A 21,176-nucleotide genomic window follows, 5' to 3' on the forward strand; every position below is an offset into this window, starting at 1 on the left:
TGCATTTACTCCACAAGACAGCACGGCCCTCGCTGCCTGGTGCCTCTCCTGCCCCTGTAACCGTGCCCTGCGCTGACCCGCTGACAGCACTCCCGCCCGGCGGATCATTCGCCCAGCAGCATCCGCGCACCCTTCTCGCCGATCATCGCGGAGGGGGCATTCGTGTTGCCATTGGTGATGAACGGCATCACGGAGGCGTCCACCACCCGCACGCCGTCCACTCCCCCCACACGCAGTGTGGCGGGATCCACCACGGCCATCTCGTCGGTCCCCATGCGGCACGTGCCCACCTGGTGGTGGTAGGTGGTCACGGCCCGGTCCATGTAGGCGTCCTCGTCGGCCTCGGTGACCACGTCCGGTCCGGGGTAGATCTCCTGCGCACCCCACTCCTCGGCCAAGGGGGACGACGCCGCCATCGCCCGTCCCTGCCGCAGCGACACCCGCAGCGCCTCCCGGTCCCGGGGGTCCGAGAAGATGTTGGGGTCGTAGTTGGCGGGGTCCGTGCTGCTGGGTCCGGTCAGGGTGATCCTGCCCCGCGAGTACGGGCGGACCAGCGCGGTGTGCAGGGTGAAGGCGTTGGCGGGGCCCTCCATCTGGTCGTCGTACATGGGCACGCAGAAGTGCAGGGGCTGGGTGTCCGGGCGGTCCTGGTCCGGGGTGGACTTCCAGAACAGGTGGGTCTGGGTCACCGCGATCTCGTCTTCGGGGTGCTCGAGGGTCCGTGCCGTGGCCTCCGCGATCACGGGCACGAGCAGGTGGTCGTGCAGGTTCTTGCCCACACCGGGAAGGTCCACCACCGGCTCGATCCCCACCTCGCGCAGGTGCTCCGCGGGGCCGATGCCTGAGCGCATGAGGATCTTGGGGCTGTCCAGTGCCCCGGCGCACAGCACCACCTCGTCCGCCTCGATGATCTCGCCGTTCGAGGCGAGGTCCGCGGTGGGTTCCTCGGGTGAGATGCCCTCCACCTGTGCGTTCGTTCCCGTGTGCAGCTGAACCCCTGTGACCTTGCCGTCGGTCAGCACCAGCCGTTCCACCACCGCCCCGGTGCGGACCTCGATGGCGCCCCGGTCCACCCACGGCTTCGCGTACGCCATGTAGGTGGTCACACGCCGGCCGCCCGCCACGGTCAGCTGCTCCTGGGAGATGCCCTCCTGGGAACCGGAGTTGTAGTCGGCGTTGAACGGCACCCCTACTGCCTCTGCGGCCGCGATGATGGAGTCGAAGATCGGGCTGCGCCGGTAGCTGCCCACCACCGGGACGAGACCGTCCGTGCCGCGGGGTGCGGCGGCGTCGTCGTCCCCGGTGGGGCCGTCGTAGGCCTCTAGCGCCTCGAAGACGGGTGCGACGTCGCGCCACGCCCAGCCGTCGCAGCCCGCGGCGGCCCAGTCGTCGTAGTCGAGCGGGTTGCCGCGGACCCAGATGGCGGCGTTCAGTGCGTGGGAGCCGCCCAGTACGCGTCCGCGCGGCCAGTGGATGACCCGGCCGGATGCGTGCTCCTGCGGCACGGTGAAGTAGTCCCAGTCCTCGGGGCTGTGCCAGAGCTCGCCCAGTCGGGAGAGGTGCGGGATGGCGGGGTTGGTGTCCTCACCACCCGCCTCGATCAGCGTCACCCGGTGCCCGGCCTCCGCGAGGCGCCCGGCGATGATGGATCCTGCGGTGCCCGCGCCCACGACGACGGTGTGGCGGGCGCTGTCTGCTGTGTTCGTCATGCTCCCAGTATGTGATGCGGGACACATGGCGGCTGGTCCTGGCGTGCACGGCCTTTGGGGATGCGTGCTGGGCCGAGCTGCCCACTCCACCCCCTGAAGACAAAGTGCAGATTTTGCCGTCTACTCGGCGGTAGACGGCAAAATCTGCACTTGATCCTCGGGCGGGGGGTCTGCACTAACGGAGCAAAAGCGGATTTTCGCTGCTCAGGCTGCGTTTACTCCCCAAGACCGCACGCCCGCCCGGTGGGGCCCCGGTAGAATTGGCAGCGTTGTCAGGGGTTCTCCGCGTGTGTGGTCGGGTGCGCGGTCGTCGGTCGTACCCAGGAGCACGCACATGAGCACACCCCCGCCCCACCCATCCCAGAGCACGACGGCGCCCGCACCGGCCGGCGTCCCCTCGCTCGTGTCCGCGGGTGGCTGGCCGTTCCTGATCACGGGACTCATCGGCCGCCTGCCCGCCGCCACCGTCCAGCTGGGCGTGCTGCTCTACGTGAGCGGGGCGGGCCTGGGGCTGGGGCTCGCCGGTCTCACCGTGGCCGCCACGGGTCTGGGTTCCGCCGTGGGCGCCCCGCTGCTGGGCCGGATGGTCGACCGTTTCGGACCGCTGCCCGTGGTCGTCTCCGCCACGGCGGTGCAGCTCCTGGGCATGGGATCGCTGCTGGCGGTGGTGCTCCTCGAGGCACCCTCCTCCCTGGTCCTGGTGGCCGGGGCCGTCATCGGCGCCGCGAATCCGCAGATCGGCGCCATCGCGAGGGCGCGCTGGTCGGCGCTCGCGCGGCGTCGTCGTACGCCGGGGCTGGTGAGCAAGGCCCTGGGGTACGAGACCGCGTGCGACGAAGTGGGCTTCGTGCTGGGCCCCGTGATCGCGGGCGTGCTGGTGGGGGTACTGGGGCCGAACCCCGCGCTCGTGGTGCTCATGGTGTGGGTGCTGCTGGGGCAGGGGTGCTTCATCGCCTACCTCGCGCAGCGGCGCAACCTGACCCTGGACACCCGCTCCATCGAGGTCACCGACGGCACTGCCCCTCGGGTCCGCTGGTCCGCCGTGCTGCCGCCCATGCTCGCGTGCCTGTGCGTGGGCACCGTGTTCGGCTCCACGCAGACCGCGCTCACGGCCATCAACGCCGAGCGCGGGACGGAGGCCTACACCGGCCTGATCTACGGCTGCATGGGCGTGGGCAGCGCGCTCGCGAGCCTGCTGGTGTCCCGCCTGCCCTCCCGCGTGCCGCTGTCGGTGCGCGTGGCGTGCGGGGCGCTCGTCGTGGGGGTCACGGCCGTGCTGCTGATGGGCGTTCCGGGGCCGGTGGCGCTCAGCGTGATCTTCGCGGCCACGGGCCTCGGCGTGGGCACGCTGCTGGTCAGCTCGTACACCCGCGGCGAGGAGGTCGCACCGTCGCACCGCATGGCCAGTGTGATGACCATGCTCACCACGTGCATCGTCCTGGGTGTTTCGTTCGGCTCCGCGATGGGCGGGCTGCTGTCCGCGGTGCCCGAACGCGGCTTCGTGCTCACGCTGGGGGCGGGCGTCGCGGGCCTCGTGGCGGCGGTCGCCATGCACGCCACCCGGCCGGAAAATGTGCGCCGGGTGGTGTGACGCAGTCCGCAGTGGCCCCCTCCCCGTGACCGCGCCATGATGGACGCATGACAGCACAGCGTCCCGACCCGCGCACCGCCTCCCCGTCCCCGGCCCGGGAGGATGCGGCCTCCGGGCGACTCCTCGCAGATCCGCTGGCCGCGCGCCTGGCCCGCGAGGAGCCCCTCACCTGGTGGAACCCCGCCGCGACGGACGCCGCGCACGGGCTCTCGGCGTCCGGGGTGGACCCCGCGATCGTCGACGACGCCGCCGCGCGCCTCGAGCGCTTCCGCCCCTGGATCGCGGCGACCTTCCCGGACACCGCCGCCGCGGGCGGGCTCATCGAGTCCCCGCTGCAGGAGGCGTCGGCATGGCAGGAGGTCGCCGAGCTGCGGAGCGGACGGGTGCTGCTCAAGAGGGACGACATCCTCCCGGTCAGCGGGTCCGTCAAGGCGCGGGGAGGCGTCCACGAGGTGCTGCAGTACGCGGAGTCGCTGGCCGTGGCGCACGGCCTCCTGCCGGACCCGACAATGCGCCCGGATGCGGACAAGGACTCGACGGCGTTCAGCAGCGCCCCGTTCGGCGCCCTCATGGCCGAGCACCGCGTGGTGGTGGGTTCCACCGGCAACCTGGGACTGTCCATCGGGATCATCTCCGCCGCCCTCGGGCTGCAGGCCACGGTGCACATGTCCACCCACGCCCAGCAGTGGAAGAAGGACCTGCTGCGCTCGCGGGGCGTGGAAGTGGTCGAGCACAGCACGGACTACACGGAGGCTGTGGCCGCGGGTCGCCGGGTGGCGGAGCACGACGACGCCGTGCACTTCGTGGACGACGAGCACTCCCTCAGCCTGTTCGCCGGGTACGCGGTGGCCGGCGCGCGCGTGGCACGCCAGCTTGCGGACCAGGGCATCACCGTGGACCGGGAGCACCCCCTCTACGTGTACCTGCCGTGCGGGATCGGAGGGGCTCCCGGCGGGGTGGCCTACGGCCTGGCGAGGGAGTTCGGGGATGCGGTGCAGTGCGTGTTCGTGGAGCCCACCCAGGCGCCGTGCATGCTCCTGGGGCTGCACACGGGACTCCACGACGGCATCTCCGTGGCGGAGCTCGGACTCACCACTCGCACGGTCGCGGACGGTCTGGCGGTGGGGCGCCCCTCGGGTTTCGTGGGCCGTGCCATGCAGGGGCTGATCGCGGGCTGCGTCACGGCGTCGGACGAGCAGATGACGGCCCAGGTCAGAGCCTTGCATGCCTCGGAGGGCATAGTGGTGGAGCCGTCCGCGGCGTCGGCGCTGGAGGCCATCCGCCGCGTCCCGGGAGAGGTAGAAGCTCGGGAGGGTGGCGGACCTCGTCCGGGCGAGGAGGGTCGCGTTCCCAAGGGGGCCACCCACCTCGCGTGGCTCACGGGTGGCGGTATGCTCCCCGCGGACGTGAGGGCGCGCTACCTGGGGTGAGACGGCGTCGCGGACGCAGCGTAGGCGTGGGGCGGCGCCCGGGTCCGTGAGACCCTCCGCACAACAAGGTGCACTCCGTGCAAAGACTGCCGTACGATGGCCCCGTGACACCCCAGCTGATCTCCGGATGCCGTGAACGGCCCGAGGCGGAGCCCAAGGACAAGCGCGAGGCCATCAGGCTGCGCAACCGCCGGGCCATCGTCGCCGCGGCGGGGGAGCTGACCGCAGAACTGGGTGCGGAACGGGTGACCGTCAACGATCTGGCTGCGCGAGCCGGGGTGTCGCGGCGGACCATCTTCAACCACTTCCCCTCCGCACAGGACGCGGCGTTCGAGTACCTCTCGGAACTGGTGGCCGGGCTGATCGACACGGTGCTGCAGGATCTTCCGCGGCCCTCGGGCACGGGTACCGCCACCCTCGGGGAGGTCTACCGGCAGCTGATCGACGCGCTGCGCGCCCATGTGCTGATCGGTGACCTCCAACCCATGTTCTCCGTGGACGTGCAGGAGACTCCGGCCGCGTCCCTGTGGGGCTTCCGGGTGACCCGGACCGCCGTGCAGCGGTTGAACGAGGTACTGCGGGAGCGTCTGCCGCAGTACACCCCGTTCCAGACGCACCTCGTGGCCACCACCCTCATCAACTCGCTCGCCGAGTGCCTGGACGAGTGGCTGGTCCGCACCGGCGGGGTCCTGGACGAGCGGGGGCGTGACACCTGGGACGAGCTGCTGTCCACCGCCCTGGAGGTGCTGGGGAGGGGCTTCGACACCTGACGCCGCGGCGTCGTCCCCCGCCCGAGACCACCCGGCACCCGAGAACCACCGCAGCGGCAGAGAACCACCGCAGCGAACGAGACCAGCGCACCGACGGGGACCACCCCGAACAGGCACCACCCGGGATCCGCGGCCGCCCCGCGCGGCGCACCCGCCAGACACTTCACCGCACAGACGACTCAGTAGGAGAACTTCCGTGGCACGACTTCTGTACAGGCTGGGCAAGAGCTCGGCCGCCCACGCGTGGGCGGTGATCCTGGTGTGGCTCGCCGTCCTGGCGCTGGCCGTGGGCGGGGTGGCCGTCTCGGGGGTGCACCTGAGCAACGCCATCACGATCCCCGGGACCGAGACGCAGAACCTGGCGGACAAGCTGAAGGCGGAGATGCCGGAGGCCAACCAGGGGACGGGCCGGGTGGTGTTCTACACCGAGGACGGCTCGGAGTTCACCCAGGCCCAGAAGGACGGCATCGAGGACGCACTGAAGGCCACGGAGGACGTCTCCGGGGTGGACTCCACCGTCAACCCGTTCGAGCGCCAGCAGCAGCTGGACGACGGCCGGAAGCAGCTCGAGGACGGCCGTCAGAAGCTGGAACAGGGCGAGAAGCAGATGGCCCAGCTGCAGAAGAGCCTCCCACCCGGGGTGAGCCCGGAGCAGGTGCTCAAGCAGCAGGGGATCGACCCGAACCAGCTGGAGCAGCAGAAGGCCCAGCTCGAGCAGGGTGAGCAGAGCTACGAGCGCATGGGCGACTACCGCGTGGTCTCCGAGGACCAGAACTCCGCGATCAGCGTGGTCAACTTCACGCAGGAGCAGAACGCGGTGGAGGCGGACACCAAGACCGCCGTGATGGACGCCGTCCGCGCCCACCCGGTGGACGGCGTGGGTGTGGAGTTCTCCCAGGAGATCGCGCAGGACATCACCGCGCTGCTGGGCCCGTCCGAGATCATCGGCGTGGTCGTGGCCGGGCTGGTGCTGCTCATCATGCTGCGGGCCCTCGTGCCGGCCGCGCTCCCCGTGCTCACGGCACTGCTGGGCGTGGCCGTGGCCACCTGCATCACGCTCTCGTTCTCCGGTGCGGTGGACATGATGTCGGTGACGCCCATGCTCGGCGTGATGCTGGGGCTCGCGGTGGGCATCGACTACTCGCTGTTCGTGCTCAACCGGCACCGCCAGCAGCTGCGCCGCGGCGTGGAGGTGCGCGAGTCGATCGGTCTGGCCGTGGGGACCTCCGGCACCGCGGTGTTCTTCGCGGCGCTCACGGTGATGGTGGCCCTGGTGGCGCTGAACGTCACGGGCATCCCCTTCCTGGGGCTCATGGGCACCACGGCAGGACTGGCCGTGCTGGTGGCCCTGCTGCTGACCCTGACCCTCACCCCGGCGCTGCTCTCGCTGGCCGGGCGGCGGGTGCTGCCCAAGAAGCAGCGCAACGCCGCGCCGCACGAGGAGAGCATCGACGAGCACAACGTGCCCCTGCACCTGCGCCACCCGTGGATCACCACGCTGGCGTGCGCGGCCGTGCTGATCGTGCTGGCGATCCCCGCGCAGAGCATGCGCCTGGGTCTGCCGGACGCCTCCATCGAGGCCGAGGACAGCACGCAGTACAAGGCGTACCAGCGCATCGCGGAGGACTTCGGGGCCGGCGAGAACGGTCCCATCGCCGTCGTCGTGGACCTGCCCGAGGGCCTCAGCAAGGCCGAGGCGCAGGAGAAGATCAACGTGGTCTCGGACCAGCTGGCCGCCCAGGAGGACGTGGCCAACGTGCTCCCCGGCCAGCTCACGGACGACCGCGCCACCGGCGTGATCCAGGTGATCCCCGAGTCCGGGCCCGCCGAGGCGGCCACCGAGGAGCTCGTGGGCAGCATCCGCGACCTCAACGGCGACCTGGAGTCCCAGGAGGACGTCCACGTGGGCGTGGCGGGCACCACCGCAGCGAACATCGACGTCTCCCAGCTGCTCGGCGAGAAGCTCCCGCTGTACCTCGGCGTGGTCATGCTCATCTCGCTGCTGCTGCTGCTCATGGTGTTCCGCTCCGTGCTGGTCCCCGTGATCGCCACCCTGGGCTTCCTGCTCTCGGTGCTGGCGTCCTTGGGCGCCGTGGTCGCGGTGTACCAGTGGGGCTGGGGCGGCGCCCTGTTCGGCGTGCACGATCCCGGGCCCATCCTGAGCTTCCTGCCCACCCTGATGGTCGGCATCCTGTTCGGCCTGGCCATGGACTACCAGCTGTTCCTGGTCTCCGGCATGCGCGAGGCCTACGTCCACGGGCACCCCGCGCGGCAGGCCGTGGTCCACGGCTTCCGCGCCGGGCGCTCCGTGGTCACGGCCGCGGCGATCATCATGATCTCCGTGTTCGCGGGCTTCATCTTCTCGGAGCTGTCCATGATCCGGCCCATCGGCTTCGCGCTCGCGGGTGGTGTGCTGCTGGACGCGTTCGTGGTGCGGATGCTGCTGATCCCCGCGGTCATGCGCCTGCTGGGCGAGAAGGCCTGGTGGCTGCCGCGCTGGCTGGACAAGATCCTGCCGCACGTGGACGTGGAGGGTGAGTCCCTGCTGCGCGAGACCGCCGCCTCCACCGCGGACGCAGCGGACCACGCGGACGACGACGCCGCACGCCACTCCCACGCCAGGGGTCGCCACCGCGCGGACTCGGCCCACCGCCACCGCGGTTCGGCTCAGCACACCGGGGCGGCCGTGGCCGGTGCGGCGGCAGGTGCAGCCGGGGTGGCCGCCCACCACCGGGACTCCTCCGAGAAAGAGACCGTCCACGGGGAGGGGTCGAGCCACGACCGGTCCGCCGTCGGGGGTGAGCTCGGCCCGGGTGGCCGAACCGTCGCCGCCGAGATTCCGGAAGGTGCCGGTGCCACCGTGGAGAACTCCGCCCCTGAGGGCCGGACATCCGGTGGGCCCTCGGCTGCCGCGGGGTCTGCGGCCGCTGCGGCCGGGGCCCGCCACGCGGCGTCGGGAGACCTGGACGTGCCGGAGGATGCCCGCCATGCGGCGTCGGCACCGCTGGGGGTGCCCGTGGCCGAGCGGACCGTGACCGAGCAGCACCGCGCGCGGCGCCACGGGCGCCACGCAGCGGACGTCCCGGGCCACGAGGCCCCGGGCGCTGACGGCCCTGCGGCCCGGGAGGTGACCCCGGACGTGGTCCTCGTGCCCGCTGATCCCGCGCTGCGCGCGACCAACCAGGGTCTGCGGGTGCTTCCCGACGTGTGGGAGTCCGAGCAGAAGCTGCTGGCCTCGCTGGCGAGCCCCCGTGAGGAGGCCGCCCCGCACAAGTCCATGCACAAGCGGGCGACGTTCGAGAAGGTCATGGTGACCGGGCGACCGGTGGTCATCGCACGTCCCAGGCCCGCCCTGGAGCGTGCGGCTGCGCCGGTGGTCATCCACTGGCACGGTGGGGCGTACGTGCACCCCATGACGGGGACGCACTGGCGGTGGATCGACGCCCTCATGCAGCGCACCGGGGCCACCGTGGTGGTGCCGGGCTACGGGCTCGCTCCGGATCACACGGTGGACGAGGCCCTGGCGCTCGCCGACGGCGTGTGGTCCCTGGCGCGGTCCCTGTCCCCGCGGGTCTTCCTCGCCGGTGATTCCGCCGGCGGTGGTCTGGCGGTCGCTCAGGCCATGCGGCTGCGCGAGGCCGGTGCCGAGCAGCCCGCAGGGCTCATCCTGGTGTCCCCGTGGGTCGATGCCACAGTGAGCAATCCGGAGATCGAGGAGTACCGCTCCGTGGACCACATGCTGGACACCGAGGGGCCGCGCGCGGCCGGCCGCTGGTGGGCCGGAACCCGCGACGTCACGGACCCCATGGTGAGCCCCGCGTTCGGTGAGGTGCACGGCCTGCCGCGCACGTTCGTGCTGCAGGGGGACCGGGACATGCTGTTCCCGGACACCATGGAGTTCGTCACGGACCTGGTCCGTGCGGGCGTGGACACCACCACCGTGGTGTGCGAGGGCGGCCCCCACGTGTACGCCCTGATGGTGTGGTCCAAGCGGGCCACCGAGGACCTCGACCGGGTGGTGCGCTGGATGGGCCGCTGAGCGTCCCTCGCACCGGCTCAACGGGCCCCGGGTGCCGACCGTCCTGGTCGTTGCCCGGGGCCCGTTCTCATTCCCGGCCCACCGTGCGGAAGTACCACGCGTAGAACGCGGTCCACCCGGTGCCGAAGATCGCCCACCGCACCCGTTCGGGAGCGTCCGGCCAGAGCCGTCCGTGCAGGGCGGAGATCCCGCCGACCGCGGCCGTGACCACCACGAAGCGCGGGGCCCGTGCGGGCACGGACCACGCGAGGAACCGGTGCAGCGGATCACCGCGCAGCCCGGCGGTGCGGGCGTAGAGCTTGTAGGGGGTGCCCCGCAGCGGCCCCAGGAGCACGGCCGTGAACCCGCGGGCGGCCATGTCCCGTTCCACCCGCGCGACCATCGCGGAGGAGACCGCGGGGATCCGGGCGAGCATCCGCGCCGAGTCGTCACCGGGAACACGGGCACCCCAGCGGTGCATCACGGCGCCGCCCACCAGGGCACCCGTGGTGGCCGACGCCGCGCACGCGAGTCCGCGGGGCAGGTTCCGGAGGGCAGCCGCGGAGAGCCACACGTCCGGGACCACGAAGAACGCGGTGGCCTCCGCGAAGCCCCAGGCACCGGCCACGGCGTGGTCACGCAGCACACTCACCGGGCTCCACCACCCCGGGGTGGGCGCGGCGCGTGACGGCGGCTCCCGGTGTGGCACGCGGAGCGTCTCCGCAGGTCAGCCGTGGCCGGTGCGGGCTCCAGGGCCGCGTGGGCCCGTCCAGGGTTCTGCTGTGCACGGTGGTCTCCCGGTGGTCTCGAGGCGGCGCGGTTGTGGACATCCAACCACCGCAGGGCCGCGGGTGTGCCACTGTTGGCGCAGATCCACAGTCCCCACGGCCCGAGGAGACGCCGCATGGCCACCACCGATCCCCTGCGCAGGCCCATCCCGCAGCGTTCCGCCGGGTGGGCCACCGCCATCGCCGGCGCCCTGCAGCGCGCGGGACTGCGCCCCAACCACATCTCGGTGGCCTCGGTGCTCGTCTCCCTGGTGGGCTGCGGCTGCCTGGCGGTCTCGGTGCACGCGGACGACGCCGCCCGCACCCTCGCGCTCGTCCTCGCCGCGCTCTGCATCCCCCTGCGTCTGCTGTGCAACATGTTCGACGGGATGCTCGCCGTGGAGGGCGGGCTACGCACACCCACGGGGGAGCTCTACAACGAGGTGCCGGACCGGATCTCAGACTTGGCGCTGCTCGCGGGGGCCGGCTGGGCGGCGTCGTCGGTGGTGGGCGGTGCAGCCCTGGGGTGGCTGGCCGGGAGCCTCGCGGTGCTCACCGCCTACGTGCGGACCCTGGGCGTGAGCGTGGGGTGCGCGCAGCAGTTCGGTGGGGTGCTGCCCAAGCAGCGGCGCATGTGGCTGCTCCTGGCGGGGATCCTGCTGAGCGCCACCGAGCCGTGGTGGGGGTGGCCGCGCGGGAGCGTCCTGTGGGTCACGCTCGTGCTCGTGGTGCTGGGGTGCGCGCTGACCGTGACCACCCGGCTGCTGGCCGTGGCCCGCGAACTGCGGGAGAAGGGGTAGGCCGCCATGGAGATCGGACTGCTGGGCGGGCCCACGTGGTGGTTCCTCGCCGGACTGCTGGGGTTCCTGGTGCTCGCCACCGTGGTGGCGGAGCTGATGTACCGGCGCACGGCGTCGGAAGGGCTGCGGGCCACGCTGCTGAACGTGCGGCAGCGGATCTTCGCCTGGTGGATCATGGTGGCGGTGCTCGTGGGCAGCCTGGCACTGGGGGAGACCGCGGTGGTGCTGCTGTTCCTCGCCCTGTCCCTGCTGGCCCTGCGGGAGTTCGCCAACCTGCTGCCGCCCGGGGAGCGGGACCGGAGGGTGCTGAGCTGGATCATGGTGGTTCTCGCCCCGCTGCACTTCTGGTTCGTGTGGGAGCACTGGTACGGGATGTTCGCCATCTTCATCCCGGTGTACGCGTTCCTGTTCCTGCCCGTGCTGCTCGCGCTGTCCGGGCGCACGGAGTCGTTCCTGCACCGGGCCGCCCTGAGCCAGTGGGGGCTCATGGTGTGCGTCTACGCCCTGAGCTACCTCCCGGCGGTGCTGCAGCTGCCCGTGGCCATCCACGAGGGCAGGGCCGCGGCGGACGGCTCCGCCGTGGGCTCCGGTGGCGTGGAGGCGGGCGCGCTGCTGCTGTTCCTCGCCGTGGTGGTGCAGGGCTCGGACGTCCTGCAGTACCTGTGGGGCAAGACCGTGGGCCGGCACCGGATCGCGCCCACCGTGAGCCCGAACAAGACGTGGGAGGGCTTCGTGGGCGGGGTGCTCTCCGCCACGGCTCTGGGGGCGGCGCTGTGGTGGCTGACCCCGTTCACCCCGTGGCAGGCCGGGGTGCTGGCCCTGGTGTCCTGCCTGCTGGGTTTCGTGGGCGGGCTCGTGATGAGCAGCCTCAAACGGGACCGCGGCATCAAGGACTTCGGGGCGCTCATCCCGGGCCACGGCGGGATCCTGGACCGGATGGACTCCCTGATCTTCGCGGCACCGGTGTTCTTCCACCTGACCCGGTTCTTCTTCGCGGGGTGAGTCCCAGGCCCCCGCGCGTGACCGAGGGCCCACGGGATCTCCCGCGGGCCCTCGTGGCTCACTCAGTGCGTGCCGGCTGGCGCCGGGCGGTCAGCTCTCGGAGTCCTCGCCGGACTCGGCCTGCTGCTCCTGCTGGCCGTTCTCCAGCACCACGTTGTCCTGGTTCTGGCCCGTGGCCACCTGGATCTTGCGCGGCTGGGACTTGGGGGACACGGGGATGGTCACGGTCAGCACGCCGTTGTCGTACGCGGCGGTGATGTTCTCGGTGTCGATGCCCTGGCCCAGGTTCAGCTGGCGCACGAAGGAGTGGTTGCGGCGCTCGCGCACGATCCACTTGGTGTCCTTCTCCGCGGAGGGCAGGCGGCGCTGCGCGCGGATGGTCAGCAGCTGGCCGTCCACGTCCACGTCCACGCTGGTGGGGTCGATGCCCGGGAGGTCCGCGGCGAGGTAGTAGTTGGAGCCCCGGCGAAAGAGGTCCATGGGCATCTGCTCCAGGCCGTTGCGGGTGGAGAGCACCTGGTTGGCGAAGTTCTGGACCTCGGAGAACGGATCGAAGGTTGCCATGACTGCTGTTCCTTTCCTGTGCGACTCGTCCGTGGTGCGCCCCGGAGCCCCCGTGAAACCGGTGGACGAGGAGCCGTCACGTTCCTTGAGTACCCCTGACTCAACTGCTCATAAATTAGCACTCTCCCCGGCCGGGTGCCAAGGGTTGGAGCATTAAAGTTGAGCGGATTCAGCTCAAGGCGCACACGGGTTGCGTCGGGTCCGAATGGGTGGGGCGGGCGGCGTCGTCGTTCCTAGAATCGAAGCACCAGAGACGTTCCCGAGAGCAGGAGGACACCGTGCCCAAGGCGAGGAAGAACGGTCGCGCGCGTCAGGACGAGATTCCGTCCACGCTGCGGCGCTCGGACGAGAAGGCGCAGGACACGTTCGCGCAGGCGTACGACTCTGCGGAGGACGAGTACCACGACGAGTCCCGCGCCGCCCGCACCGCGTGGGCCGCGGTGAAGCACACCTACGAGAAGGTGGGGGACCACTGGGAGCCCAAGGAGGAGAACGGCCCGTCGGACGCCAGCGCGGAGCAGGGCGGGCTCAACTCCGAGGACACCGCCGGGGGAGTGGATGCGAACGCCTCCAAGGAGCACCTCTACGAGATCGCCCAGGAACTGGACGTGCAGGGCCGTTCGGACATGACCAAGGACGAGCTGGTGGAGGCCATCGAGAAGGCGAACGACAAGAGGACGCGGGACGCGCGGGACTGAGGCCCTAGAGCACCCGCGCCAGGAACACCGAGGCGGTGGTGTCCTGGTGGAAGGACTCCACGGGCTCGTAGCCGCGGTTGCGGAACATCGCGATGCCCTCGGTCATCTCCGGGTTCAGGGAGACCACGGCCGTGGTGGCGCCGAAGGAGCGCACCTTGTTCTCGAGCGCCCGGACGAGCGTACGGGCGTGGCCCTTGCCGCGGTGCTCCGGGGTGACCCAGATCCGGCGCAGCTCCACGCGCTCGTCGTCGATCCGCCGGACCGCTCCGCATGCGATCACGGCTCCCGTGACCAGGTCCGTCATGAGGAAGAAGTCCCCGTGGGGCGGGGTCACGTCCTCAGGGCCGGAGACCTCGGTGAGCGCGGGGTCGAACCCGCCGTCGATCCGGTGGTCCAGTTCGCTGAAGTACGCGCTCAGGGCCTGCAGGGTGTGCTCGCTGGCGGCCTGACCCTCCACGATGCGGACCGGTGCGGTGGAATTCATCCCACCATGGTGGCACCTCCATGTGCTGTTCACCAGGGATGGTGTGATGTAGCTTTCGTTCGTGACCGAGACCCGCTCCGGCGCCGCGCCGCGCCTGTCCATCCTGGTTCCCACGCCGCTGCTGATCACGGAGATCACGGAGCCGGCGGCGAACCGCAACCGCAGCCCCCACGAGTCGGACGTGCACATGCACCCCGGCGGGCAGGGCCTGTGGGTGGCCCGCATGGCCGGCTCCCTGGGCGCGGACGTCTCGGTGAACGGGCCGTTCGGTGGTGAGCTGGGCACCCTGATCCGCTCCATGCTGGACGGGCTCGGGATGCAGGTCAACGCCGTGCGCTACGGGTACGGCAACGGCGGCTACGTGTACGACCTGCGCGGTGAGGACCGGGAGACCGTGGCCCACATGCCGCCGCCCGAGCTCTCCCGCCACGAGCTGGACGACCTATACGGCACCGCGTTCGTGGACGCCCTGGCCTCGGACGTCCTCACGGTCACGGGCGCGGAACCCGGGGACGTGCTGCCGGCGTCGTTCTTCGGCCGGCTCATCCGGGACACCCGGGACGCGGGGACCACCGTGGTCGCGGACCTGAGCGGCGCTCCTGCGCTGGCCGCCGTGGACGCCCACGTGGACGTGCTCAAGATCAGCCACGAGGAGGTCCGGGACCTGGACCTCGGCTCGGACGACACCCCCGAGTCCCTCGTGGACGCCGGGCGGGCGCTCGTGGAGCGGGGTGCGGGCGCCGTCGTGGTCTCGCGCGCCAAGGACCCGGCGCTGCTCGTGGAGAAGGACACCGTGCGGGAGGTCTCGGCGCCGTCCATCACGCCGCTGGACCACCGCGGGGCGGGGGACTCCATGACCGCGGGCATCTCCGTGGGACTGGCGCGCGGCCTGGACCTGGTGGACGCCGTGGCCCTGGGAGCCTCGGCGGGTGCGCTGAACGTGGCCCGCCGTGGGCTCGGCACCGGCAACCGCACGACCATAGAGAAGTTCGCCCGCCAGATCACGGTGCGCACCCTCTCCTGACGGGCCCGGTCACAGGGGGCGCCACCCTGGTCCGGGCCCGGGCCGCGTGCCACCATGGACCCCATGCACATCCTGGTCACCAACGACGACGGCATCTCGTCCCCGGGACTGTCGGTGCTCGCGCGGGCCGCGCTGGACCGCGGGCACAGTGTCAAGGTGGCCGCTCCCGCCGAGGAGTACTCGGGCGCCAGCTCGTCCCTGTCCGGTGAGGAGATCGACGGGCGGATCGCCCTGGTCCCCGCGGACCCGCCCCGGATGCCCGAGGGCGTGGAGTGCGTGGGGGTGAAGGCCGCCCCCGCGCTGATTGCGTTCCTGGCCTCCTACGGGGCCTTCGGCCAGCGCCCGGACATGATCCTCTCCGGCGTGAACCTGGGCGCGAACACGGGCAAGGCCACTCTGCACTCGGGCACCGTGGGCGCGGTGCTCACGGGCGCGTCCCACGGGATCCCGGGGATCGCGGTGTCCATCACCTCCGGTGCACCCCAGCACTGGGACACAGCCCTGCTGGTCACCCGCTACGCACTGGAGCGCTGGGAGCACCGCCCGTTCGACGAGTGGATCCTCAACGTCAACGTCCCGGACGTGTCCCCGGACCGGCTGCGGGGGCTCAAACCCGCCCGGCTCGCGAGCTTCGGAGCGGTCCAGGCGCAGATCGGGCGCGGGGACGAGAAGCACATCGCGGTGACCTACAGTGCGGAGACAGGACCCGAGGAACCCGAGAGCGACCACTACCTCCTCACCCACGGCTGGGCCACGGCCACGCTGCTGCGCGCCCCCGTGGACGACCCCCACCAGGACTTCCGCACCGTCACCCCCGCCGACCTCGGCATCACAGTCCCCGCCCCGGACGCCGCCGCCGCACCCGGTCCCGGCGACGTCACCGTGGACTCCGCCACGGTCATACGCCGAACCTGACGTCCCGCCTCCCGTGAGCGGTAGGCACACGACGACCACGACGTCCGCCACCGGTCCCTGCACGTTCACACGGTGAGCGGATAGTCTTCCCGCGAGAAGCACTCTCCCTGCCCCTCCCGGCCACCGGGCCGGGGCCAGGGTGGGAACGGACCCCCTGCGGAAGGCGCGACCATGGCATCGACACCAGCGACGGACACGCACCCCAGCGGCGTCGAGGCCGTGGACGCCCCGAGCCGTAAGGACTGGATCGCGCTCGCGGCGCTCGCCGCCGGGCTCGGGATGATCGTGCTGGACGGCACGATCGTGGGGGTCGCCCTGCCCGCGATCATCCAGGACCTGCACCTGAACCTCACGGACGCGCAGTGGGTCAACAGCCTCTACGCGGTGCTGCTCGCGGCGCTGCTGCTGTCCACGGGCAAGCTCGCGGACCGCTGGGGGCGCAAGACCATGTTCATGGTGGGGCTCGTGGTCTTCGCCGGGGGCAGCCTGCTGGCGGCCCTGTCCGGCACGGCGGGGGGGCTCATCGCGTCCCGCGCGGTGCAGGCGCTCGGCGCGGCGTTCATCATGCCGTCCACCCTGTCCACGGTGAACGCGCTGTTCCGCGGGAAGTACCGCGGCCCGGCGTTCGGCGTGTGGGGCGCGGTGATGTCCGGTGCCGCGGCGATCGGCCCGCTGGTGGGCGGCGCCCTGACCCACTGGGCGTCGTGGCACTGGATCTTCCTGGTGAACCTGCCGCTCGCGGCGATCATCGCGGTGGTGGGGTGGGGCAGCATCACCAACACCCGCAGCGACGTGCGCGAACGCGGGGCGGACGTGGACGGGGCCATGCTCAGCGCCATCGCGTTCGGCGCGCTGGTGTTCGCGATCATCGAGGGCCCGGCCATCGGCTGGCTCACCCCCACGGCGGACTTCTCGATCTTCGGGTGGGTGTGGCCCGCCACGGCGCCGGTGTCCATCGTGGCGATCGCCCTGGTGGTGGGCTTCGTGGCCCTCGGCCTGTTCATCGTGTGGGAGCGCCACCGCGCGAAGGTGCGCCGCTCGGCGCTGCTGGACCTGAACCTGTTCCAGGTGCGCACGTTCTCGTGGGGCAACCTGGCGGCCGCCATGGTGGCCGTGGGCGAGTTCGCGATCATCTTCGTGCTGCCGCTGTACCTGACCAACGTGCTGGGCCTGGACATCATGCAGTCCGGCCTGGTGCTCGCGGCCATGGCCATCGGCGCGTTCATCTCGGGCGCGTCCGCCCGGCACCTGGCCGCGAAGTTCGGGGCGCCCGGAACCGTGCTGATCGGCCTGGGGCTCGAGGTGGTGGGCGTGGTGGTGCTCGCCCTGGTCATGGGTCCGGGCACCGCCGCGTGGCTCGTGGCGCTGCCGCTCGTGGTCTACGGCGTGGGCCTGGGGCTCGCGTCCGCGCAGCTGACCGGTACCGTGCTGCGGGACGTGCCCGTGGCGTCGTCGGGCCAGGCATCCGCCACGCAGAGCACCGTCCGTCAGATCGGCTCGGCGCTGGGCACGGCGTTCGCGGGCGCGGCGCTGTCCGTGTCCATGAGCCTCACCCTGCCCGCCGCGCTGGACGCCACCGGGCTCGACGCCGCCCAGGCGGACAAGCTCGCGGACGCCACCCGCCAGTCCGCGGGCGGCATGATCCCGCAGCTGCAGGGCCAGGCCGCGCAGCAGCCCCTCGGGCCGGAGACGCAGCACGTGATCGACGCCCTCTCCACCGGTTTCACGCACGCCACCCAGTGGGCGCTCGTGATCGCCACCGGGTTCATCCTGCTCGGCTTCCTGGGTGCGCTGCAGGTCCGCCGGGCGGCGCGGAAGGACGAGACGCCCGCGGCCTGACCGCCTCCCGCGGGGTCGCTTCCGAAGCCTCTCGCGCCGCCGTGGGGTCCTCGTGGGCGCCGACGACGCCGCACGGCCGGCCCCGCGCGTCGTCTCACCCCGGTCGCGCGGCGGGGGGAGAGTGGCCGAATGGTCATTGTCCGGCCCTGTGCTGTCTGAGACGGTGGGAGACCGGGAGATTCCCGGTGGAACAACCTGAGCGGGTGAGGCAGCGATGTCCACGAGCGAACCAAACGTCTTCGACACGCGACACGGGGGGGGCAGGGGTCAGCGAAAGGCGCACCAGTGGGCGCTTCCGGCGAGTCCCAGTCCCGGCGGCAGCAGATCCTGAGAGCGGATCCGTACTATCCCCACACAGTGCTTCGAGCGTTGTTCCTGGCAGCGGTCACATTCTTGTCGACCGTTGGACTCTCCGTGGTGCTGATCCTGATGTTCTGGCCCAGGGAGATCACGTGGGACCTCATGCTGGTCCCAGCTGTCTATGCCACCATCTTTGCTGGCGGCCAGTTGCTCCTGCACAAGTTCCGCGTTAGTCGGTTGGAGCACTGGGGTCGAATCCCCCGGCAGTAAGGGCGCCCGGGGTAACCCGCAGATCAGCTAGGAGCCCATCCCCGCACCGCCGGCAGCGCGTACCAGCGGGCCAGCGGGGCGAGGTCCTCGACGTCCTCCACGCCGTCCAGGGGCTGCCACCGCAGCTCCTCGATCTCTGCGGCCGGCACCGGAGTCTGCGTCAGCGGAGCCGTGCTCATGAACACGTGGCTGTGCAGCCCGTGACCGGGTTCGTTGGCGGCGTCGCTGTGCCACTCGCCCACCGGCTCCAGATCCGCCGGGGACAGTTCGATCCCCAGTTCCTCGCGCACCTCGCGGATCCCGGTCTCCCCGGCGGTCTCGCCCGCCTCCGGTTGAGACGCGGCACAGTGGGCAGGGCCTCTCGACAGGCGCCCTGGTGGGGCATCCGACGAGACGCGGTCCCGGCGGCAGGAGATTCTGAGGGCGGTGCTGTGCTACCCGCACATAGGGAAACGAACAGTCGGTCTCTGGCGTGTGACGTATTGCGGGTTCCTGGGCTTAACCGCCCCCTGACCTGGCCGTAAGTTTAAGCTCTATCACTTCTTCACGGTGGCTGTGTTCTCCATGGCACCAGTCGGTTTTCAGGTACTGATCAAAAATCCTGGGCCAATATTTCGGGAACAACGGTAGCCTTGCCTGCCTCGCGTCACGGATCGATAGTGTCATTGTCCTGCGCAGAATTAGAACAGGCTCATTGCGGACTGTTGGTTTTTTCCCGCGTGGCATCGGGCAAATACTGCCGAATGAATGCAACCAGGGCGCACATTGTTGCGGCGGTGAAGGCTGGCCAATTCAGCCACGCGGGGATGTATTCCACCAGTGCAGGGCTCATGAGGATGATGCCAACCAGTTGGCCCAGGACGATGCATGTACCCAGGACCAAGAACGCGCATAGGGTCGCCCAGAACAGTATGTCGAGGATTCGTTTCATCGTGGTGCCTTTCGCCGGAATGCTGTCACCCGGGGGATTCGTGGGCGTGGTCAGTGGGGCAGGGGGAGCCAGCCCATGGCGAGCAGCCAGCCCAGCCCGATGATGGGGAGGACGAACCACAGGATGAGCGGGACGAAGGTGCGCTGTGGGTTCACCTCGGCCATACCGGAAGCCAGGTAGATCGGTGCGCCAACCGGCGGGGACGCACCCTCCGTGGATGTGCAGATCAGGACAGCGCAGATAGAGACGACGGGCGGCACGCCCACCGAGCCCAGCGCGATGACGGCCGGGGCGCCCACGGCCGCGGCGGTCGCGGTTGAGGACAGCGGCGTCGCCACGACGACGATCGCCACGCACACCAGCAGCACGAGCAGCGGCTTGGGCAGGTGCAGGCTGTTGAGAGACGCGGTCAACTGGTCGCCCACGCCGAGGTCGCTCATGATGGTGGACGCCGCCAGTGCCGCGAACAGGGAGACGCCCACGGTGGCGAACTGGGGGATCTCGGCGGTCAGCGCCGCGCGGATGGAACCCCACTGCCCCCGGAGCCGTTTGCGTCCCTCTATGAGTGCGATTATCGAAATCAGGATGGGCACCCAAACAATGATCGAAATCTCACCCATTGAGTTCTCCCCGATCCGTTCTGGCGCGGAAAGCAGGTCGAACAGCGGCCCGAACGTCAGAGACACGGGGATTAGGATGCCCAGGAAGATCAGCGTGGAGGTCCAACCGGTGCGCAATGCCGCGCCCAGGGGCGCGATTTTGTGGCTCGTCGCCCGCTGGATGCCGTCGCGGCGGGCCCAGATGAAGACGATGACCATCCGGTAGAGCACGGCGAATGCGCCCGCGACCATGAGTGCCACGTAGACATCGCCGGAGCTCACCCCAGCGGCGGCTGGGGTTGCGAGGAGGATGAACATCGTGGAGTTCGGCGGCAGGGACACTCCCAGACCGGAGTTTCCCGCTACGAGGGTGGCGGCGCGGGTCGAGGACCAGCCGTTCTCCTTCATCCAGGGGATGGTCACGGATCCCACAGTGGCGGCGTTGCCGGCGGTGGAGCCGGCCACGAGACCAATGGCTGCAGAACCGGCCGTCGACACGTAGGCGGCCCCGCCCCTCACCCGTCCGAAGACCGAGTTGAATATCTCGATCAAACGTTCGATTAGTCCCGTGGCGGAGACGATGACTCCCATGAATACGAAGGCCATGCCCGCGAAAGTCACGTCGTTGTCGAGAGCGCCCCACACTCCCTCCCACAGAAGCCGTGGGGCGTCTCCACCGCCCACGAGGGCAGTGGAGACCAGTGCTACGAGCAGCGACTCAGAGATCGGACGCTTGAGCGGGACGTTCATCACCACGGTCACGGCAACAAACACGCCCAGGGCGAGGATGCCCATGTGCATTCCTCCTACGTGCAGGATCCGCTGCCCGTCTTCGCGCAGCGACTCACATTATGGCGCGTCCGCAACTTGCACCTCCCGGAATCGCGTGCCATCGGGGCAGTGGGGTCAGGTCGCCGACGTCCTTAAAGACCTACCACCGCGGCCCATAGGTCCCCGCGGCGGGTGCTGGGAAATGCTCCAGCGGGGTGGTGCTGAGGAGCATGTGGCTGTGCGGGTCGTGGCGCGGGGCGGAAGGTGGCTGTCCCGCCGTCTAGGAGCTGCGTGCAGTGCGGAACGCCTCCGCGGAGTGGATCACCCGGTCGCCGAGAAGGCCGATTCCCAGGAAGAACAGCATTCGGGCGATGTGCTCCGTCTGCTCTTTCTGGTCACCCGCGATCTTCGTCTGCACTGCCAGAAGGTCATTGGTGTACCAGCCGCTCACGACAGCCTGCTGCGGAGCGCCCTGCGCCTCGTCCTCCCGGAGCGAGAAATTCATGGCCGCTGAGCTCACGCTTGTTGACCAGTCACCCGACTCGCCGCTTGGGGCCACGGGGAGGGAAAGAATGACGAACCCAAGGAGCACGAGTGCGGCCCACGAGCAGCGCACCAGGCCCCAGTTGATAGTTCGCTTCTTCTTGGAGCCTTTCATAGGCTCGGTACTCTGCGAAGTCGCGGGGGAGGGAGT

The 21,176-nt window shown here is 70.6% G+C and carries 17 protein-coding genes; 10 read left to right on the forward strand and 7 right to left on the reverse strand.

Annotated features, from left to right (window positions below; translation table 11 throughout):
* Positions 1–104: 104 nt before the first annotated feature.
* Complete coding sequence (locus AABM36_RS02905) at positions 105–1,709, reverse strand: GMC family oxidoreductase (protein WP_121241630.1); 1,605 nt, start codon at positions 1,707–1,709, stop codon at positions 105–107.
* A gap of 334 nt (positions 1,710–2,043) precedes the next feature.
* On the opposite strand from AABM36_RS02905, the gene AABM36_RS02910 reads away from it, so the two are divergent.
* The 4 genes from AABM36_RS02910 (at position 2,044) to AABM36_RS02925 (ending at position 9,539) form a co-directional block, all read left to right on the forward strand.
* Complete coding sequence (locus tag AABM36_RS02910; protein WP_121241632.1) at positions 2,044–3,300, forward strand: MFS transporter; 1,257 nt, start codon at positions 2,044–2,046, stop codon at positions 3,298–3,300.
* A gap of 47 nt (positions 3,301–3,347) precedes the next feature.
* The gene (locus AABM36_RS02915; protein ID WP_121241634.1) at positions 3,348–4,730 is read left to right on the forward strand and encodes a D-serine ammonia-lyase; all 1,383 of its coding nucleotides are present in this window, start codon (positions 3,348–3,350) and stop codon (positions 4,728–4,730) included.
* 104 nt (positions 4,731–4,834) lie between these two features.
* Positions 4,835–5,500 carry a TetR/AcrR family transcriptional regulator gene (locus AABM36_RS02920; protein WP_423447295.1) on the forward strand — a complete coding sequence of 222 codons (666 nt, stop codon included), beginning with the start codon at positions 4,835–4,837 and terminating at the stop codon, positions 5,498–5,500.
* Between the two features lie 196 nt (positions 5,501–5,696).
* A complete protein-coding gene (locus AABM36_RS02925; RefSeq protein WP_423447297.1) occupies positions 5,697–9,539 on the forward strand; it encodes an MMPL family transporter in 3,843 nt (1,280 codons plus the stop codon).
* Between the two features lie 67 nt (positions 9,540–9,606).
* Here AABM36_RS02925 and AABM36_RS02930 read toward each other — a convergent pair whose 3' ends face one another.
* Complete coding sequence (locus AABM36_RS02930; protein ID WP_423447299.1) at positions 9,607–10,170, reverse strand: hypothetical protein; 564 nt, start codon at positions 10,168–10,170, stop codon at positions 9,607–9,609.
* Between the two features lie 252 nt (positions 10,171–10,422).
* Between AABM36_RS02930 and AABM36_RS02935 the strand changes: the two genes are divergently transcribed.
* Together AABM36_RS02935 and AABM36_RS02940 are read left to right on the forward strand one after the other, a co-directional pair.
* Positions 10,423–11,085, forward strand: coding sequence for a CDP-alcohol phosphatidyltransferase family protein (locus tag AABM36_RS02935; protein WP_423447300.1), 663 nt, complete (start codon positions 10,423–10,425; stop codon positions 11,083–11,085).
* Between the two features lie 6 nt (positions 11,086–11,091).
* The gene (locus AABM36_RS02940) at positions 11,092–12,087 is read left to right on the forward strand and encodes a phosphatidate cytidylyltransferase (protein ID WP_423447302.1); all 996 of its coding nucleotides are present in this window, start codon (positions 11,092–11,094) and stop codon (positions 12,085–12,087) included.
* Between the two features lie 90 nt (positions 12,088–12,177).
* On the opposite strand, the gene AABM36_RS02945 is transcribed toward AABM36_RS02940, so the two are convergent.
* Positions 12,178–12,651: an Hsp20/alpha crystallin family protein gene (locus tag AABM36_RS02945; protein ID WP_039100717.1), complete on the reverse strand. Its 474-nt coding sequence runs from the start codon at positions 12,649–12,651 to the stop codon at positions 12,178–12,180.
* A gap of 278 nt (positions 12,652–12,929) precedes the next feature.
* Here AABM36_RS02945 and AABM36_RS02950 point away from each other — a divergent pair, with 278 nt between their 5' ends.
* Positions 12,930–13,349, forward strand: coding sequence for a ChaB family protein (locus AABM36_RS02950; RefSeq protein ID WP_423447304.1), 420 nt, complete (start codon positions 12,930–12,932; stop codon positions 13,347–13,349).
* Between the two features lie 4 nt (positions 13,350–13,353).
* Here AABM36_RS02950 and AABM36_RS02955 read toward each other — a convergent pair whose 3' ends face one another.
* Positions 13,354–13,833, reverse strand: coding sequence for a GNAT family N-acetyltransferase (locus AABM36_RS02955; protein ID WP_019311164.1), 480 nt, complete (start codon positions 13,831–13,833; stop codon positions 13,354–13,356).
* Positions 13,834–13,894: 61 nt separating this feature from the next.
* Between AABM36_RS02955 and AABM36_RS02960 the strand changes: the two genes are divergently transcribed.
* From AABM36_RS02960 to AABM36_RS02970, 3 genes are all read left to right on the forward strand, one after another.
* Positions 13,895–14,857, forward strand: coding sequence for a 1-phosphofructokinase family hexose kinase (locus tag AABM36_RS02960; RefSeq protein ID WP_039100720.1), 963 nt, complete (start codon positions 13,895–13,897; stop codon positions 14,855–14,857).
* 63 nt (positions 14,858–14,920) lie between these two features.
* The gene (gene surE, locus AABM36_RS02965; RefSeq protein WP_423447307.1) at positions 14,921–15,772 is read left to right on the forward strand and encodes a 5'/3'-nucleotidase SurE; all 852 of its coding nucleotides are present in this window, start codon (positions 14,921–14,923) and stop codon (positions 15,770–15,772) included.
* Between the two features lie 171 nt (positions 15,773–15,943).
* Positions 15,944–17,611, forward strand: a complete 1,668-nt coding sequence (locus AABM36_RS02970) for an MFS transporter (protein WP_423447309.1) — start codon at positions 15,944–15,946, stop codon at positions 17,609–17,611.
* Between the two features lie 593 nt (positions 17,612–18,204).
* Here the strand turns inward: AABM36_RS02970 and AABM36_RS02975 are convergent.
* The 3 genes from AABM36_RS02975 to AABM36_RS02985 form a co-directional block, all read right to left on the reverse strand.
* The gene (locus AABM36_RS02975) at positions 18,205–18,597 is read right to left on the reverse strand and encodes an NUDIX hydrolase (RefSeq protein WP_423447896.1); all 393 of its coding nucleotides are present in this window, start codon (positions 18,595–18,597) and stop codon (positions 18,205–18,207) included.
* A 565-nt stretch (positions 18,598–19,162) separates the two neighbouring features.
* Positions 19,163–20,506 carry a TRAP transporter large permease subunit gene (locus AABM36_RS02980; RefSeq protein ID WP_423447310.1) on the reverse strand — a complete coding sequence of 448 codons (1,344 nt, stop codon included), beginning with the start codon at positions 20,504–20,506 and terminating at the stop codon, positions 19,163–19,165.
* Positions 20,507–20,762: 256 nt separating this feature from the next.
* The gene (locus AABM36_RS02985; protein ID WP_423447312.1) at positions 20,763–21,140 is read right to left on the reverse strand and encodes a hypothetical protein; all 378 of its coding nucleotides are present in this window, start codon (positions 21,138–21,140) and stop codon (positions 20,763–20,765) included.
* Positions 21,141–21,176: the final 36 nt, after the last annotated feature.

This window comes from Kocuria sp. KSNUG (assembly GCF_049532735.1).
GTDB lineage: Bacteria > Actinomycetota > Actinomycetes > Actinomycetales > Micrococcaceae > Kocuria > Kocuria rhizophila.

What these genes read in the sequence shown, in the direction of transcription:
- AABM36_RS02945 (WP_039100717.1), bottom strand. Translation starts at nt 12,651, where the DNA reads ATGGCAACCTTCGATCCGTTCTCCGAGGTCCAGAACTTCGCCAACCAG.
- AABM36_RS02935 (WP_423447300.1), top strand. Translation starts at nt 10,423, where the DNA reads ATGGCCACCACCGATCCCCTGCGCAGGCCCATCCCGCAGCGTTCCGCC.
- surE (WP_423447307.1), top strand. Translation starts at nt 14,921, where the DNA reads ATGCACATCCTGGTCACCAACGACGACGGCATCTCGTCCCCGGGACTG.
- AABM36_RS02915 (WP_121241634.1), top strand. Translation starts at nt 3,348, where the DNA reads ATGACAGCACAGCGTCCCGACCCGCGCACCGCCTCCCCGTCCCCGGCC.
- AABM36_RS02955 (WP_019311164.1), bottom strand. Translation starts at nt 13,833, where the DNA reads ATGAATTCCACCGCACCGGTCCGCATCGTGGAGGGTCAGGCCGCCAGC.
- AABM36_RS02905 (WP_121241630.1), bottom strand. Translation starts at nt 1,709, where the DNA reads ATGACGAACACAGCAGACAGCGCCCGCCACACCGTCGTCGTGGGCGCG.
- AABM36_RS02985 (WP_423447312.1), bottom strand. Translation starts at nt 21,140, where the DNA reads ATGAAAGGCTCCAAGAAGAAGCGAACTATCAACTGGGGCCTGGTGCGC.
- AABM36_RS02970 (WP_423447309.1), top strand. Translation starts at nt 15,944, where the DNA reads ATGGCATCGACACCAGCGACGGACACGCACCCCAGCGGCGTCGAGGCC.
- AABM36_RS02910 (WP_121241632.1), top strand. Translation starts at nt 2,044, where the DNA reads ATGAGCACACCCCCGCCCCACCCATCCCAGAGCACGACGGCGCCCGCA.
- AABM36_RS02940 (WP_423447302.1), top strand. Translation starts at nt 11,092, where the DNA reads ATGGAGATCGGACTGCTGGGCGGGCCCACGTGGTGGTTCCTCGCCGGA.
- AABM36_RS02980 (WP_423447310.1), bottom strand. Translation starts at nt 20,506, where the DNA reads ATGGGCATCCTCGCCCTGGGCGTGTTTGTTGCCGTGACCGTGGTGATG.